This window comes from Halopolyspora algeriensis, from assembly GCF_003337235.1.
GTDB lineage: Bacteria > Actinomycetota > Actinomycetes > Mycobacteriales > Pseudonocardiaceae > Haloactinomyces > Haloactinomyces algeriensis.
In genome coordinates, this window is sequence record NZ_QPJC01000009.1 from 165,627 (window position 1) to 178,373 (window position 12,747).

Annotated in this window: 17 protein-coding genes and 2 pseudogenes; 5 read left to right on the forward strand and 14 right to left on the reverse strand. The window is 65.4% G+C overall.

Annotated elements, in window-relative coordinates; translation table 11 throughout:
* Window positions 1–19: 19 nt before the first annotated feature.
* Complete coding sequence (locus tag DFQ14_RS22660) at window positions 20–145, reverse strand: hypothetical protein (protein ID WP_420810176.1); 126 nt, start codon at window positions 143–145, stop codon at window positions 20–22.
* Between DFQ14_RS22660 and DFQ14_RS14865 the strand changes: the two genes are divergently transcribed.
* Entirely contained in the window at window positions 98–748 is a 651-nt protein-coding gene (locus tag DFQ14_RS14865; RefSeq protein ID WP_420810178.1) for a GntR family transcriptional regulator, read from the forward strand. The genes DFQ14_RS22660 and DFQ14_RS14865 overlap by 48 nt on opposite strands.
* A 485-nt stretch (window positions 749–1,233) precedes the next feature.
* Here the strand turns inward: DFQ14_RS14865 and istB are convergent, their stop codons facing one another.
* The 8 genes and pseudogenes from istB to DFQ14_RS14905 form a co-directional block, all read right to left on the reverse strand.
* Entirely contained in the window at window positions 1,234–2,043 is an 810-nt protein-coding gene (gene istB, locus DFQ14_RS14870) for an IS21-like element helper ATPase IstB (RefSeq protein ID WP_114453878.1), read from the reverse strand.
* Window positions 2,043–3,272 carry an IS21 family transposase gene (gene istA, locus DFQ14_RS14875; protein WP_114453879.1) on the reverse strand — a complete coding sequence of 410 codons (1,230 nt, stop codon included), beginning with the start codon at window positions 3,270–3,272 and terminating at the stop codon, window positions 2,043–2,045. Before istA ends, istB begins: the two co-directional genes overlap by 1 nt.
* A 20-nt stretch (window positions 3,273–3,292) precedes the next feature.
* A complete protein-coding gene (locus DFQ14_RS14880; RefSeq protein ID WP_158546707.1) occupies window positions 3,293–3,658 on the reverse strand; it encodes a Fic family protein in 366 nt (121 codons plus the stop codon).
* Between the two features lie 28 nt (window positions 3,659–3,686).
* Entirely contained in the window at window positions 3,687–3,905 is a 219-nt protein-coding gene (locus tag DFQ14_RS14885; protein WP_170206347.1) for a ribbon-helix-helix domain-containing protein, read from the reverse strand.
* Window positions 3,906–4,822: 917 nt separating this feature from the next.
* Window positions 4,823–5,059, reverse strand: coding sequence for a type II toxin-antitoxin system BrnA family antitoxin (gene brnA, locus DFQ14_RS14895; RefSeq protein WP_114453882.1), 237 nt, complete (start codon window positions 5,057–5,059; stop codon window positions 4,823–4,825).
* On the reverse strand, window positions 5,049–5,309 hold the full coding sequence (locus DFQ14_RS14900) for a BrnT family toxin (protein ID WP_257233733.1): 261 nt from the start codon (window positions 5,307–5,309) through the stop codon (window positions 5,049–5,051). The genes brnA and DFQ14_RS14900 overlap by 11 nt, the downstream gene beginning before the upstream one ends.
* Window positions 5,310–5,601: 292 nt before the next feature.
* Window positions 5,602–5,810: pseudogene (locus DFQ14_RS22385) on the reverse strand (IS3-like element IS987 family transposase); the annotation flags it as partial.
* A 346-nt stretch (window positions 5,811–6,156) separates the two neighbouring features.
* Complete coding sequence (locus DFQ14_RS14905; protein ID WP_114453883.1) at window positions 6,157–7,029, reverse strand: LysR family transcriptional regulator; 873 nt, start codon at window positions 7,027–7,029, stop codon at window positions 6,157–6,159.
* An 83-nt stretch (window positions 7,030–7,112) separates the two neighbouring features.
* On the opposite strand from DFQ14_RS14905, the gene DFQ14_RS14910 reads away from it, so the two are divergent.
* Window positions 7,113–7,838, forward strand: a complete 726-nt coding sequence (locus tag DFQ14_RS14910) for an SDR family oxidoreductase (protein ID WP_114453884.1) — start codon at window positions 7,113–7,115, stop codon at window positions 7,836–7,838.
* 133 nt (window positions 7,839–7,971) lie between these two features.
* Here DFQ14_RS14910 and DFQ14_RS14915 read toward each other — a convergent pair whose 3' ends face one another.
* From DFQ14_RS14915 to DFQ14_RS14925, 4 genes are read right to left on the reverse strand one after another with little or no spacing between them, the layout of a single operon-like run.
* Complete coding sequence (locus tag DFQ14_RS14915; RefSeq protein ID WP_246195622.1) at window positions 7,972–8,856, reverse strand: IS3 family transposase; 885 nt, start codon at window positions 8,854–8,856, stop codon at window positions 7,972–7,974.
* On the reverse strand, window positions 8,853–9,140 hold the full coding sequence (locus DFQ14_RS22390; protein ID WP_246195621.1) for a transposase: 288 nt from the start codon (window positions 9,138–9,140) through the stop codon (window positions 8,853–8,855). The genes DFQ14_RS14915 and DFQ14_RS22390 overlap by 4 nt, the downstream gene beginning before the upstream one ends.
* Window positions 9,141–9,185: 45 nt before the next feature.
* Entirely contained in the window at window positions 9,186–9,509 is a 324-nt protein-coding gene (locus DFQ14_RS14920) for a hypothetical protein (RefSeq protein WP_114453885.1), read from the reverse strand.
* 18 nt (window positions 9,510–9,527) lie between these two features.
* Window positions 9,528–9,833 carry a hypothetical protein gene (locus tag DFQ14_RS14925; RefSeq protein WP_114453886.1) on the reverse strand — a complete coding sequence of 102 codons (306 nt, stop codon included), beginning with the start codon at window positions 9,831–9,833 and terminating at the stop codon, window positions 9,528–9,530.
* Window positions 9,834–10,041: 208 nt separating this feature from the next.
* Here DFQ14_RS14925 and DFQ14_RS14930 point away from each other — a divergent pair, with 208 nt between their 5' ends.
* Entirely contained in the window at window positions 10,042–10,671 is a 630-nt protein-coding gene (locus DFQ14_RS14930) for a site-specific integrase (protein WP_114453887.1), read from the forward strand.
* A 124-nt stretch (window positions 10,672–10,795) separates the two neighbouring features.
* On the opposite strand, the gene DFQ14_RS14935 is transcribed toward DFQ14_RS14930, so the two are convergent.
* The gene (locus DFQ14_RS14935) at window positions 10,796–11,728 is read right to left on the reverse strand and encodes an NAD(P)/FAD-dependent oxidoreductase (protein ID WP_114453888.1); all 933 of its coding nucleotides are present in this window, start codon (window positions 11,726–11,728) and stop codon (window positions 10,796–10,798) included.
* 192 nt (window positions 11,729–11,920) lie between these two features.
* On the opposite strand from DFQ14_RS14935, the gene DFQ14_RS14940 reads away from it, so the two are divergent.
* Complete coding sequence (locus tag DFQ14_RS14940; RefSeq protein WP_179951586.1) at window positions 11,921–12,343, forward strand: MarR family winged helix-turn-helix transcriptional regulator; 423 nt, start codon at window positions 11,921–11,923, stop codon at window positions 12,341–12,343.
* Window positions 12,344–12,652: 309 nt separating this feature from the next.
* A pseudogene (locus DFQ14_RS22065) lies at window positions 12,653–12,747 on the forward strand (IS5/IS1182 family transposase); the annotation flags it as partial.

A 12,747-nucleotide genomic window follows, 5' to 3' on the forward strand; every position in this document is an offset into this window, starting at 1 on the left:
ACGGCGTCGTGGTGCCGTTTCACCCGATCCGCTCGTCGCAAGCTCGCGCGAGCTGCGCACGGCGATCCTGCAGCACGAGCACCCCGACGGCGTTCGGCTGCCCACCGAAGCCGAACTGACCGAATCGCACCAGGTCAGCAGGCAAACCGTCCGACGCGCCTTCCAGGACCTCATGGCCGAGGGCATGGTCTACCGGTTGCCGGGGCGCGGCACCCTCGCCGCGCCCCGCGAAGAGCAGTACCTGCGCCAGTTCGGCTCGGTCGATGACCTCATGGGCTTGTCCCTGGACACGACCCTGGAACTGGTCTCCCCATTACAACGCAAGGTCGAACTCGATGCCGCGGGCAGGCTGCACCTGCAATCCGACCGGGTGCACCGGCTCGCCTTCCTCCGCCGGCACGAGGACATCGCATTCTGCCTGACCAACGTCTACCTCCCGCCGGCGGTCGGCAAGCTCATCGAGACGGTTCCCGAACTGACCGAGGTCGGAGCCCGCAGCCGAACCACCATCATCGGACTGCTCGACGAGCGGCTGACCGACCCGATCGCCGAAGCCGAACAGAGCATCACGGTCGCCACAGCCGACACCGACATCGCCCGGCATCTCGGCTGCGGCCCCCACCGCCCCCTGCTGCGCATCGACCGCATGTACTACACCACCGCAGACCAATCCATCGAACTCGCAGTCAGCTACTTCCTGTCCGAGCACTACTCCTACCGCGTCCGACTGCGACGCAACGTCCGATAACAACCACAGCTCCAGCTCAGAACACCCCACACCCGCCAAACCCGGGACACACCACCTCCAGACACACCGGGGCGACTCAGGCATGATCGCGGGGTGAGGCGCCCCCACAGGTGGTCGTAGCGCCGAGCGGTGGTCGGCTCACCGCTGCGATAGCGCAGCAGCTGACCGCTCTCGAACCGGTCATGCCGCGCTGTTCGGCGTGGGACTGCAGGTGCTGCATCAGCGTCGGTGACACCGGCTGCCACCCGCCGGGCCGGATTGTCTGCCTCGGACAGGATCCCGTCGGCCACCGCATGGTGGTAGACACAGCGCAGCGCGGCGATCAAATGCTCAGGGGTACGGCGGCCTCACGTATACAGTGCGATGGTTCACGACAGGGGCGGCAGCTCGATCGGATGCGCCCAGGTTTTGAGCGTGCTCGTGATTGTCAACTCCGGTCGAATGTTGACCCTGGCTTTCCGTGTGAATGTTGACCCCTGGGTTGGTTAGTCACTGGTTTTGGTGGCCGCGGGGATGCGGCCGAGGTCGCGGTCTTTGAGGCGGTAGCTGTCTCCTTTCAGGGAGATGACTTCGGCGTGGTGGACGAGCCGGTCGATCATGGCGGCGGCGACGACGTCGTCGCCGAAGACCTCGCCCCAGCGGCCGAAGGGCTTGTTGCTGGTGACGATCATGCTGGCGCGTTCGTAGCGGGAGGAGACGAGTTGGAAGAACAGGTTGGCGGCTTCGGCTTCGAAGGGGATGTAGCCGACCTCGTCGACGATGATCAGCGGGATGCGGCCGAGCTTGGTCAGTTCGTGTTGCAGGGTGCCGGCGTGGTGGGACTCGGCCAGGCGGGCGACCCACTCGGCGGCGGTGGCGAAGGCGACGCGGTGGCCGGCCTGGCAGGCGCGGATGCCGACTCCGATGGCCAGGTGGGTCTTGCCGGTGCCGGGTGGGCCGAGGAACACGGCGTTGTCCTTGGCGGCGATGAAATCCAGCGTGCCCAGGTGAGTGATGGTTTCGCGGGCAACCGAGCGTTGGTGGTCGAAGTCGAATTCCTCCAGCGACTTGCGGGCGGGAAAGCGGGCGGCGCGGATGCGTCCTTCGCCGCCGTGGGCTTCGCGGGCGGCGACTTCGCGCTGCAGGCAGGAGGCCAGAAACTCCTCGTAGGACCATTGTTCGGTCCGGGCGCGTTCGGCGAGTCGCTCGACCGCGCTGGCCAGCGACGGGGCCTTGAGGGTGCGGGTGAGGTAGGCCAGTTCGCTGGTGACATTGCGGCCGTCGGAGCTGCTGGTGGGGGTTTTCTTTGTTGGCATCAGGCGATCTCCTCGTCGTCCAGGCCCAACAGGCGGTCGTAGTCGGCCAAGCAGCGGTGTTCCACGGCTGCCTCGGCTGGGCGTACCGGGCTCAGCCGGCGGGCTTGGCGCAGCTGTGCTGCGGCGGCGGCATGAGCCGGGTCGGTGAGGCTGTGCTGTTTGGCCCAGCAGCGGGCATGCCGGGCGACCTCGGCGCCGTCGCAGGTGACCACCACCTGTTCGAGATCGGCGGTGACCTGCACTCGGCGGCCGATCACACTCGGATGCGCCGAGTAGTCGTTGCCGTCGACGTGCACGTAGTGATCGCGCGGTAGCCGTACCGCCTGCTGCCAGCCGACCGTCGGCGTCACCGGCGGCAGCGCCAGCATCGCCGCCCGGTCGGCGGCCCACCGCTGGCTCGGGCGGCAGCCCAGTCTGCGGTGATGGCGCTGATTGGCCCGCTGCAGCCAGTCGGCCAGCTGGGTGTTGAAATCCGCCGGGCCGGCGAAGCTGCGACCGGGCAGAAACGACGTCGCCAGATATCCGTTTGCCCGCTCGACCAGCCCCTTGGCCTCGGGATCGCCGGGTCGGCACTGAATCACCTTGATCCCCAACGTTCCCCGAAACGCCGCCATCGTCTCCGTCAACTGCGGCTTGCCGCCGCGCCAGCTGCCGATAGCGGCCTCGTTGTCCCACACCAGCACTTTCGGCACCCGCCCCCAACCGCTGAGCAGCCGCCAGTGCCCGGCCAGCAGGTCACCGGCCTGCCGGGACGGCACCATCACCGCCGCGATCACCCGTGAATAGCCACTGACCAGCACCAACACCGGTGGCCGCCCCACCTGCTCATAGCCCAACGGAATATCGACCGGCGGGAACCACAGGTCGCATTGCGCCAACTCACCCGGCTGGTACTCCGTGCGCGAGGCCGGATCCGGTGGCCGATACAGCGGCCGTAACCGCTGCACCCGCTCGAAAAACACCGTCTTTCCCCGGCCCCAGCCGACCCGCTCCATGATCACGCTGGTCGGCATGTCCGGAAACTCCGACAGCAGCGCCCGAATCTGAGGCTCGACCGCATCCACGATCGACCCACCACCGGCCCGCACATAGCGCGGCGGCTCATGCGAGCTCAGCGCCTTGCGCACCGTGTTCCGCGAAATCCTGAGCCTGCGGGTGATCGCCTTGATCGACAATCCCTCGGCCCGATGTAAACGGCGGATCTCCGCCCAGTCCTCCACGTTGAGCACTCCCTCACGATCAAGAGGGGTCAACTTTCACCCGGAACCAGGGGGTCAGTATTCAACCGGAACCGACACGTGATCGCCGGCACATCGAGCTGCCCCTCGGCCGTATCGACGACAAGCGCGACAACATCACACTGCTCAGCAGGATGCAGAAGATGCCCGTTCAGGCGATAAAACACGTCGGTGGCCGACCAGGCGGCGCGCTTGTTGCCATCGACGAACGGAGGATTACGGGCCAGCCCGTGCAGCAGTGCAGCAGCTTTTTCATGCAGTGTCGGAAATGCATCGCCACCGAACGCGCTGGACTGCGGCCGCACAACAGCTGTATCGAGCAAACCGAAATCACGAAGGCCCGAGGGGCCGACGAAGTGCACATTCGTCTCCTGCACCTCGGCGGCCGAGAAGTATCAGGCCACGTCACAGGTCCTTGAGCTTGTCCAGTGCCACCGCATGCTGCTGCAGTGTCGATTCGAATGCAGCCCGAACCGTGTCGGTGCGGGCATGCTGCTGCAGGTAGTCGGCAATAGCTCGTTTGGTGAGCTCGTTGACCGAGGTGTTGGTCGCGAACGCAGTCGTGCGCAGCGCCTCGGCCATCTCGGTGGGCAGCCGCAGAGTCAGTCCTGTGGTTTCGGACATCACATACCACCCTTCATTGTGACACCAAGGTCTCATGGTACCGCCGTTCTGTCGAGTCCCGGTCGCACCAACACCGCCCGGCCAGCGGCATCGGCCGCGCGGCCGTCGAACGCGACAGCACAGGATCCACGTCTGCAGCATCACTTCGGAAGACACCACGACAGGCGCGGCCAGCACAGCCATGCCCACCATCCTGATCAATGCGTCCAGAGGCGCGTAGGCAGCAAAAAGCGGCGGTCACATCACAGTGCACCGCCGCTGAAAAACGTGAAAATCGATCACAAAGCGTGCGGTATATCGTTCCCGCTTGCGCGGACGGTCGAGAGTAGTGGTCGACTGTCTGTGAAAGAGGATGATGACGGTGGCGTCGCGCCGAAGGTCTCCCCTCGTCTCGCAGGTACTGCCAGCTGGGTTCGATGACGACGTAGCAGCCGAGTCGCCCCGCCTGCGCAACCGCATTCGCGAACTGTTGCCCCAGGATCACTCGACGCGGGGAACGGGACTGGGGACGTCGCCCCTACTCGGACAAGGCCGGGAACCGGCGACATGCAAGCCGTGCGAACCTCACCGCGCTTCTTACCCCGTGGACAGCGGGAGTCGCTGCACGGCTTGTCCCGTGGTCTCGGCGATCAAATCGAAGTCCTTGTCCAGATAATGCAGCACGGTAAGTCCGACCAGCTCACCGCCCACGTCAGAAGCCCGGACGGCACCGCAGCACTGCACGAGGAAGAAGCTCGGCCCGGCGACATCGTCGGCTACCTGCGTGACAACGATCTGATCATTGTCTGCGACACAACAGCCTGGGACGCACACACCGCCCCAGCTATGAACCCCATGGGGTAATAACGTGCCGGAGAGGATAATTGCGCACTGTTCACCCGGATCCGGTTGCCGGATCCGGGCAATGAATGACCAGTTCAGGCGGCGGGTGTGGTGTGGTGTTCGAGACGTTCGGCGAGCCAGACCTTGATCACGGACTGGCGGGTGACGCCGAGTCGTCTGGCTTCGCGGTCCAGGGCAGCGATCATCCATGCGGGGAAGTCGACGTTGACTCGTCGTTGTTCCTCACCGGGCCGCTGTGCTTTCGCCATATCGAGCGCTGACGTGACGTCCTCGCCGCGATCGAACTTCTCGTCGAACTCCTCAGCCTTCATAGATCCCTACCTCCTCGACACGAGAGCGACGCACGGAGATGATCCGTATGCTCTCCTGACGCAACATCACGACGGCTGACCAATGCTTGCCATCGATGAGGCCGATGACCAGCCATCGGGGCTCGTCCACGGTGCGGGCAGGGACCTCAACCCGGAACGGGTCCCGCCAGAGATCTTGGGCGTGGACGAAATCGATGCCATGCTTGTCTCGGTTGGCTTGGCTCTTACTCGGATCAAACTCGAACTTCACCCACTGCGACCTTCTCCGACCTGGTATGGTATAGAAATTATACCGCATTCGAGTCTGAGTCTCACCCGCTGTATCTCCCAGGTCCGACACGACCTGGGCACCGCCCACGAGCACGGCAACATCGACGTCGGCAGCCAGCCCCACGTCACACACAGACCGCCCGCAGAGGCCGTGTCCCCCATGACATCTGAACGGTCGTTGTTGATCGCGGATGCCTGACACGCTCTCGGTCTGCCAAGATCTCCGGTAAGGCTGGCTTCGCTATGAACCGCCTGTAAGTGTTCGTGGCGGCTGGTGGGATGTCACCGCAGTACTCGTAGAGGCGTCGCTGATTGAACCAGTCGACCCGTTCGGCGGTGGCGAGCTCAACCTGCTCAACGGTGCGTCACGGTTTGCGGGGTTTGATCAACTCGATCTTGTAGAGGCCGCTCCGGTCACAGCGACCACATCTTCACAGTCGTAGCTGTCGCCGACGGTGCCGATCGACGCGTCGACGCCGGCGGCCGTCCTTGCGACCGAAACGGCGGGCGACCAGCCTGAAGCGCTGCCCGCGCCCTTCCCTGCGCCACAACATCCTCCTCCATGATCGGGGTGTTGCGACAACCAGTTGAATCCGCCAGGTTCCCCGGCACCGAGTCGCGCAGCAGGCGCATGTTCGCTCTCGGCACGGCCCCGGCATCCACGTTCAAGGATGCGGCAGATCACCTCGATCCCAGGACGTTCGGTGGGCCTGGCGCCGTGCCCGCCGCCCGAAGGCGTACCCGTTGGCCAGACAGGAGCTGCTGCGCCGGTATGTTGCGTCCGTCGCGTGATCCGGCTTGATCGCTGGGTACGGTGGTTGAGGCGCTCACCGTAGTTCAGGGGGTGTGCCGCAGAGCCTGGACGCCGTGCGGACGAGTGATGCAACCGCCTGGGAGTGACTGCTTGGCTGCCATGCGATCACCGTGGTGACTTTCGGCGCGTCGACGACGGGCAGCGCGACGTGTTCGGGCCACTGCCAGGCACGGCTGGAGGCAGGGATGACGAGCAGTGTCTCGCCGAGCGCCACGAGCTGAGCGAGCTGCGACTGCGTGTGCACCTCCGGACCGGGCCCGTCCGGGTAGGACCCGTCGAGCCGGGGCCATCGAGCGATCGGCAGATCCGGCACGTTGCGGACGTCCGCCAGCGTGAGCTGATCGCGTGACGCAAGGGCATGCCCCGCGGGAAGGATCGCGACCTGGCCTTCGACGCAGAGGTCTTCGGTGTCGAACCCGGCGAGGTCATCGAACGGGTGATGCATGAGTGCCGCGTCGGCACTCCCGTCGCGGAGCAACCCTGCCTGCTCGCCGACCTCGCACAGGAGGACCTCAACCGGTGCCGCACCGGGTTCGCTCGCGCGCGCGTCGAGGAGCTGTCGCAGCAACTCGTGGGACGCCCCAGCCTTCGACGCGAGCACCAATGGCCGCTTCGGATCCCCGGCACGTCGCGTCCGACGCGCAGCCGCCCCGACCGCGTCGAGGGCTGCTCTGGCCTCCCGAAGTAGCACCCTGCCGGTATCGGTGAGCGTCACACCACGGCGGTGCCGGTCGAGGAGCTGGACGCCGAGCCGCCGTTCCAGCCGGCTGATCGCGCGCGAGAGCGGCGGTTGTGCGATCCCGAGCCGATCGGCGGCGCGTCCGAAGTGCAGTTCCTCGGCGACAGCGACGAAGTACCGCAGCTCGCGGGTCTCCAGGTCATCCACGCGAGCAACCTACCAACCGATACCGGTTGGGTATCACAGCGAACTGATCCGGTGTTGGACGACGAGTGCGCGGCTCGCCGAGCATGGATCGTGTGAACGACACGAAAACCGCGCTGGTCACCGGCGCGAACAAGGGAATCGGTTTCGCCATCGCACAGGGTCTCGGGGCGATCGGCTTCACGGTCGCGGTGGGGGCGCGCGACGACGCCAGGCGCGCGGACGCCGTCGAGCACCTGCATGCCGCAGGCGTCGACGCGTTCGGCGTCGCCCTCGACGTCACTTCCGACGACAGCGTTGCCGCGGCGGCAAGGACCGTCGAGCAGACGGCAGGACGACTCGACGTGCTTGTCAACAACGCGGGCATCTCGGGCCGGACCGACGATGGCGCGCAAGATCCGACGACGCTCGACCTCGACGTCGTCCGCACCGTCCTCGACACCAACGTGTTCGGGGTTGTTCGGGTGACGAACGCGATGCTCCCACTGCTGCGCCGCGCGCACTCGCCACGCATCGTCAACATGTCCAGCGATATGGGTTCGCTGACGCGACAGACCGGCCCGATCCTGGCCGCCTACGCACCATCGAAGTCCATGCTCAATAGCATCACGACACAGTACGCCCGCCGACTCGCCGATACGAATGTCATCGTCAACGCTGGCTGCCCAGGTTACGTAGCGACCGACTTCACCGGCTTCAACGCGCCGCGGACGCCCGAGCAAGGTGCCGCGATCGCGATCCGGCTCGCCACCCTGCCGGATGACGGGCCACGCGGCGCCTTCTTCGACGAAGAGGGTGCCGTCCCCTGGTGACCCCCGGTGGTGCGGGAGGGACGGTGCCAGCCAGCACATCCCTCCCCCGGCTACTCAGCCCGGCCGGTTAGGGACTGTGGGACTGTCGCTCAAAACGGCTGGGTGGAGCGTTCCCGCTTTTGTCGACAGTGATTTAGGCTGACAATTGGGTGATTTGTCTGTATCCTAGTTCATATTCTCGTGGTGTCAAGTAGCCGAGCGTGGAGTGCCTCCTGCGTCGCTTGTAGCGGCTTTCGATCCAGATTAATGTTTGCTGTCGGACATCGGTGACGGTGTTCCATGGGCGGGTGTGGATGAGCTCTTTCTTGTAGGTTGCGAAGAAGGATTCGGCGACCGAGTTATCGAAGCATGTCGCGCGCCGCCCCATGGATCGTCGGATGCCGTTTGTGGCGCAGAACGCGGCGAATTCTTTCGACGTGTATTGGCAACCGCGGTCGCTGTGGAAGATCACCCCGTCCGAAGGCTTGCGGGTCACCAGCGCGGCGGTGAGCGCTTCGATGACGAGGCCGCTGCGTAGGTGATCGGCGACCGCATAACCGACGACGGTGCGCGAGTACAGGTCGATGACGGTGGCGGTGTAGGCCCAACCGTCCACGGTGCGCACGTAGGTAATGTCGCCGCACCACACGGTGTTCGCCTCTGCGGCGGTGAAGTCCTGTTGGACCAGGTCAGGAGCGTCGATCGGCCGGTCGGCGTGGGTGGTGGTGCGCCGAAACGTCGTCGGGTGCCGGCCTTGCAGCCCCGCGGCGCGCATCAGCCGGTGCACCCGCTTGCGGGCCACCCGCCAGTCGCGCACCACCAACTCGGCCCACACCCGCCGCACCCCGGGCGCGCCGTCGAGGTCGCCGTGCACACCGGTGATGACCTCGGTCAACTCGGCGTCGGTGCGCTCGCGCTGGCAGGCACCGCGGGCGAGCCAGCGGTAGTAACCCGACCGGTGCACCCCGAGCTGGGCGCACATGAATGTCACCGAGAACTCGTCTTCGTCGGCCCACTCGGCGATCGCCTGGTACTTCACGGCTGTTCTTTCGCGAACCAGGTCGCTACTTTTTTTGCGAACTCCGCCTCCATCCGCAGCCGCGAGTTTTCCTTGCGCAGTTGTTCCAGCTCTTCACGTTCACTGGCTGACAGTGGCTCCTCGGCATCGCGGCCGCTGTCCTTCGACTTCTTCACCCACTTACCCAACGTCATCTCGTGCACACCGATACTTCGCGCGACCTCGGCGATAGGTCGACCCGAATCGAGCACGAGGCTAACGGCGTTGTCCTTGTATTCCTGGGTGAATCGCCGGCGTGTCGCCAACGTAGGCCCTCCGCTCCGTCTCAGCGGCAGACCAAGATCAACTGTCTACAAGATCGGGTACGGCCCAGGGATCGCCCTTTCCAAGATGCCACGCTCTCCTTCCAGCCAGCTTTCCAAGAACTCCATGTCAACGTCCAGCGCGTCGGCATACGCCAACTTGGTCAGGAACTGATCGAACAGGGAGGCATAGTTCACCCCGTCTTCTGGCGCCCACCCCTCAGCAATTGCCGTTTGCTTGCTGAAGTCGTGCACGGACGTCTGCTGCAGCGAGGCGCGATGCAGCAGATGCTGCTCAGCACCGTGCAACAACAGCCGCTGGCCACTGGCGGGATTGCCGGCGTCGTCCCCGCCTGGCTCAAGGAACACCACCGCGCCTTCCAGGACCGATTAGCCCACGGGCTTGTGAAACCGGATCCACTGGTCCGCGCTCGTGGCGTCCTCCGGTTCCACCGGCGGCGGCTGCCGCTGCTCCAACCACTTGATCGCACTACGCACCCGCAGCACGGATCGCTTCGCTGGTGGCTGCGACTCCACGGCGAGCTCACCATTCACGAACGGCACGGTGACCGCAGCCCTCACCCGGCCCGTCAGCCGCGACATCCATCCCGAGGCGGCCCCACGGGCCAACATCTGCTCGCGAGAGGACTGCAGGTTGGCGAGCTTCGCGGTCGACACGTACACCAAATCGGACATGAGTTGATCATGGCATGTCGCCACGCCCGCGCGACGTGCTCTCATGTGATCATGAACGTGACATACACCGGATTTCCCCAGTCCACCCCGGAAGCGCTGGTGCTGGACGATCACATGTTCATCTACCAGTGTCACAGTGGAACCGGGCTCGGCCGACTGCGCATCTGGACCGCCGACGAAGGCGGCTTCATCGCAGTGATCACCAACGATGATAAAGGCCTCTCGGCGCAAGACACCGCAGCAGAGACTCGTTGGCGAGCTCGACCTGCCTCGCCACCGCAGCACCGATCCGCAGAACTTCCTCACCGAAGACGACTACGGGCGACTCCTGCACCGCTGCCTGCACCACCAGGACGTTCCGCTCGACGCCCGCGTCGCAGGCGCGCTCGTGTTCGTCTACGGGCTCCACGTCGCCCGGATCGTCGAACTGACCACCGACGACCTCGATCTCGGCGACGAGCCGCAGCTGCGTATCAACGGGCACGACCTCGTTCTTCCACCAGCACTCGTTTCCCTGCTTGCCCAGCACGTCGCTACGGCCACGACCACGTCCCTGGTCGGACAAGCGGGCACACCAGCGAAATGGCTGTTCCCCGGACAACAAGCAGGTCGGCCACTGGCTGCGGCCAGTCTGGTCCCCAAGCTCACCGCCCACGAACTCCCCGCCCGGATCAGCCGCAACTCAGCCCTGCTCAGCCTGGCCAGCGACCTCCCCGCAGCGGTGCTCTCATCCCTGCTCGGGCTCAGCGAAACCGCGGCCGTCCGGTGGGTGCACCGGACCAAACGAGACTGGCACGCGTTCCTACAAGCCCGAGCAGGAGATTTGGAGCGTGGGTAGGACCGGCGCGCGTAGCGTTCCACGGCTTCGTTTCGACGTACGGACGAACCGCCGATCTGACGCCACAAGGTCAGTTGTCGAGTAGAGCCGGAAGTGCGGCAGCGAGGCCGGCCGACTGCCCCGTTCAGGCCGGTGTGGTTGCTCCGTGCTCGGCGACTGCTCGGTCGATGTCGTCAGCGAGTAGGTAGTGGTTGATCGCGATCGCAGCGGTCGATCCTGCGGATGCCGCGTTGATCAGTTGGGCGGGGTTGTCGACGACATTGCCTGCTGCCCACACGCCATCGATCGCGGTTTTCCCTGACGGGTCGGTGCGGACCCATCCGTTGTCGTCTTGAGCGCATCCGAGCTCGATCAGGAGGTCGTGGCGGGGGATGAACCGCGGGCCGACGAATACCGTGCTGCATGCGACGGTTTCTCCGCCGTCGAGTTCGATTCCCGATACGCCGGTCTCGCCGGCCACGACCTGCGAAACCTTGCCTTCGACGATGCGCACACCGCGTGCCGCGAGTCGGGCGCGTTCATCGTCCGACAGCGTGATCTGGTGGGGGAAGAACGTGACATCTGCTGACCACTGTCGGACGAGCTGTGCCTGATGCATCGTGAACGGCCGGTTGTCTCCGCCGAGTACCGCGATCGGCTCGTCGGCGACCTCATAGCCGTGGCAGTACGGGCAGTGCAGCACGCCATGCCCCCACTGCTGGCGAAGACCGGGGACGTCGGGCAGCTCGTCGCGCAACCCAGTGGCCACCAAGACGCAGCGTGAGGAAATCTCTGCACCGTCCGCCTGAACGATGAACCCGCCGTCGGCCGGTTCGATGCCGGTGACCTCGGCGGTACGGAACTCGCCACCGTACTTGGACAGTTCGTCGCGACCAGTCGCCAACAACTCCGAGGGGCTGGCCCCGTCGCGGGACAGGAAGCCGTGCAGATGCTCGGAAGGTGCGTTCCGAGGCCCGCCGGCGTCGACTACCAGCACCCGTCGCCGGGAACGTCCCAGCATCATCCCGGCAGCCAGGCCCGCTGCACCCCCGCCGATCACGACCACGTCATATGACACTGCAATCCTCCAACCTCGGGCCGCCTCCAGGTCGGCGGCCCAATCCGTACCCGGTATCGGCCTACGCTTGCCGGGCTGAGAACCTAGCAGATAGTTAACTAGTTAACAGTAAGGGTGGTCGTTCTGGCATCGCTACGGGATCGAACTTGCGAGCTGTGGGCTGAGCACAACCCGGGGCTGGATACCTCCCCGATGGAGGTCGTGGCCCAGGTCAAGCGCATCGTTTCCCTGCTCGACAAGGCCGTCGAGCCGGTTTACGAGGGCACGGCGGTGACCACTGCCGAGGTCGATCTGCTGGTTCCACTTCGGTACGCCGAGGAGCCCATCACCGCGAGTCGTCTCGCCGAGCTCCTCAGTATGACACGCGCCGGGGTGAGCAAAACGCTCGCGAAACTGGAACGGCGCGGCCTCATCACGCGCACTCCCAGCTCTTCGGATCGTCGAGCGGCGGTGATCGCCATGACCCCGTCAGGGTGCAGCGTCATCGACGAGCTGTTTCCGCGCGAACTCGCGGCCCACGGCGCACTGCTCGCTGGGCTCGACCGCGACCGCGACCGCGTCCTCCGCGCACTCGAACGACTCGCAACGGCGATGGAGGAGCAACTCGACCGCTAGGCAGTCCGCGGTAAATACGGCACCTTCGGAATACGTGCACTACGCCAGCTATCCGGGATGACCTCGCCCCGGACGACGTGCAAGGCCTCGGGTAGCCGGTGGCGGCGAGACCGGACTGCCGTGGATCATGATCGGTGGCAAGCTGATCAGGAACAACGAGGAGACGGCGCAGTGCGCGCGAACGAGTTTTTCATGCCGGCGGAAGAACCCGATGCTGCATCACTTCCCGACCGGGCCCAGCCGCAGCAGGCCCGCACGGGCTTAGACCGTGTCTCAGTTGGCTGTGGTGACGTGGGATGCTCGTAGCTCGTGGATGAGTTGTCGCATCGGTTGGTGCCGGATGAGTTGTGGGAGCTGGTGGCGCCGTTGATCCCGCAGGCCGGGGTGCGCCCGCAGGGTGGTGG

Coding starts and splice junctions, on each gene's coding strand:
- istB (WP_114453878.1), bottom strand. CDS start 2,043: ATGCCAACAAAGAAAACCCCCACCAGCAGCTCCGACGGCCGCAATGTC.
- DFQ14_RS14885 (WP_170206347.1), bottom strand. CDS start 3,905: ATGTCCGAAACCACAGGACTGACTCTGCGGCTGCCCACCGAGATGGCC.
- brnA (WP_114453882.1), bottom strand. CDS start 5,059: ATGAAGGCTGAGGAGTTCGACGAGAAGTTCGATCGCGGCGAGGACGTC.
- DFQ14_RS14910 (WP_114453884.1), top strand. CDS start 7,113: ATGGATCGTGTGAACGACACGAAAACCGCGCTGGTCACCGGCGCGAAC.
- DFQ14_RS14925 (WP_114453886.1), bottom strand. CDS start 9,833: ATGTCCGATTTGGTGTACGTGTCGACCGCGAAGCTCGCCAACCTGCAG.
- DFQ14_RS14930 (WP_114453887.1), top strand. CDS start 10,042: ATGATAAAGGCCTCTCGGCGCAAGACACCGCAGCAGAGACTCGTTGGC.
- DFQ14_RS14940 (WP_179951586.1), top strand. CDS start 11,921: ATGGAGGTCGTGGCCCAGGTCAAGCGCATCGTTTCCCTGCTCGACAAG.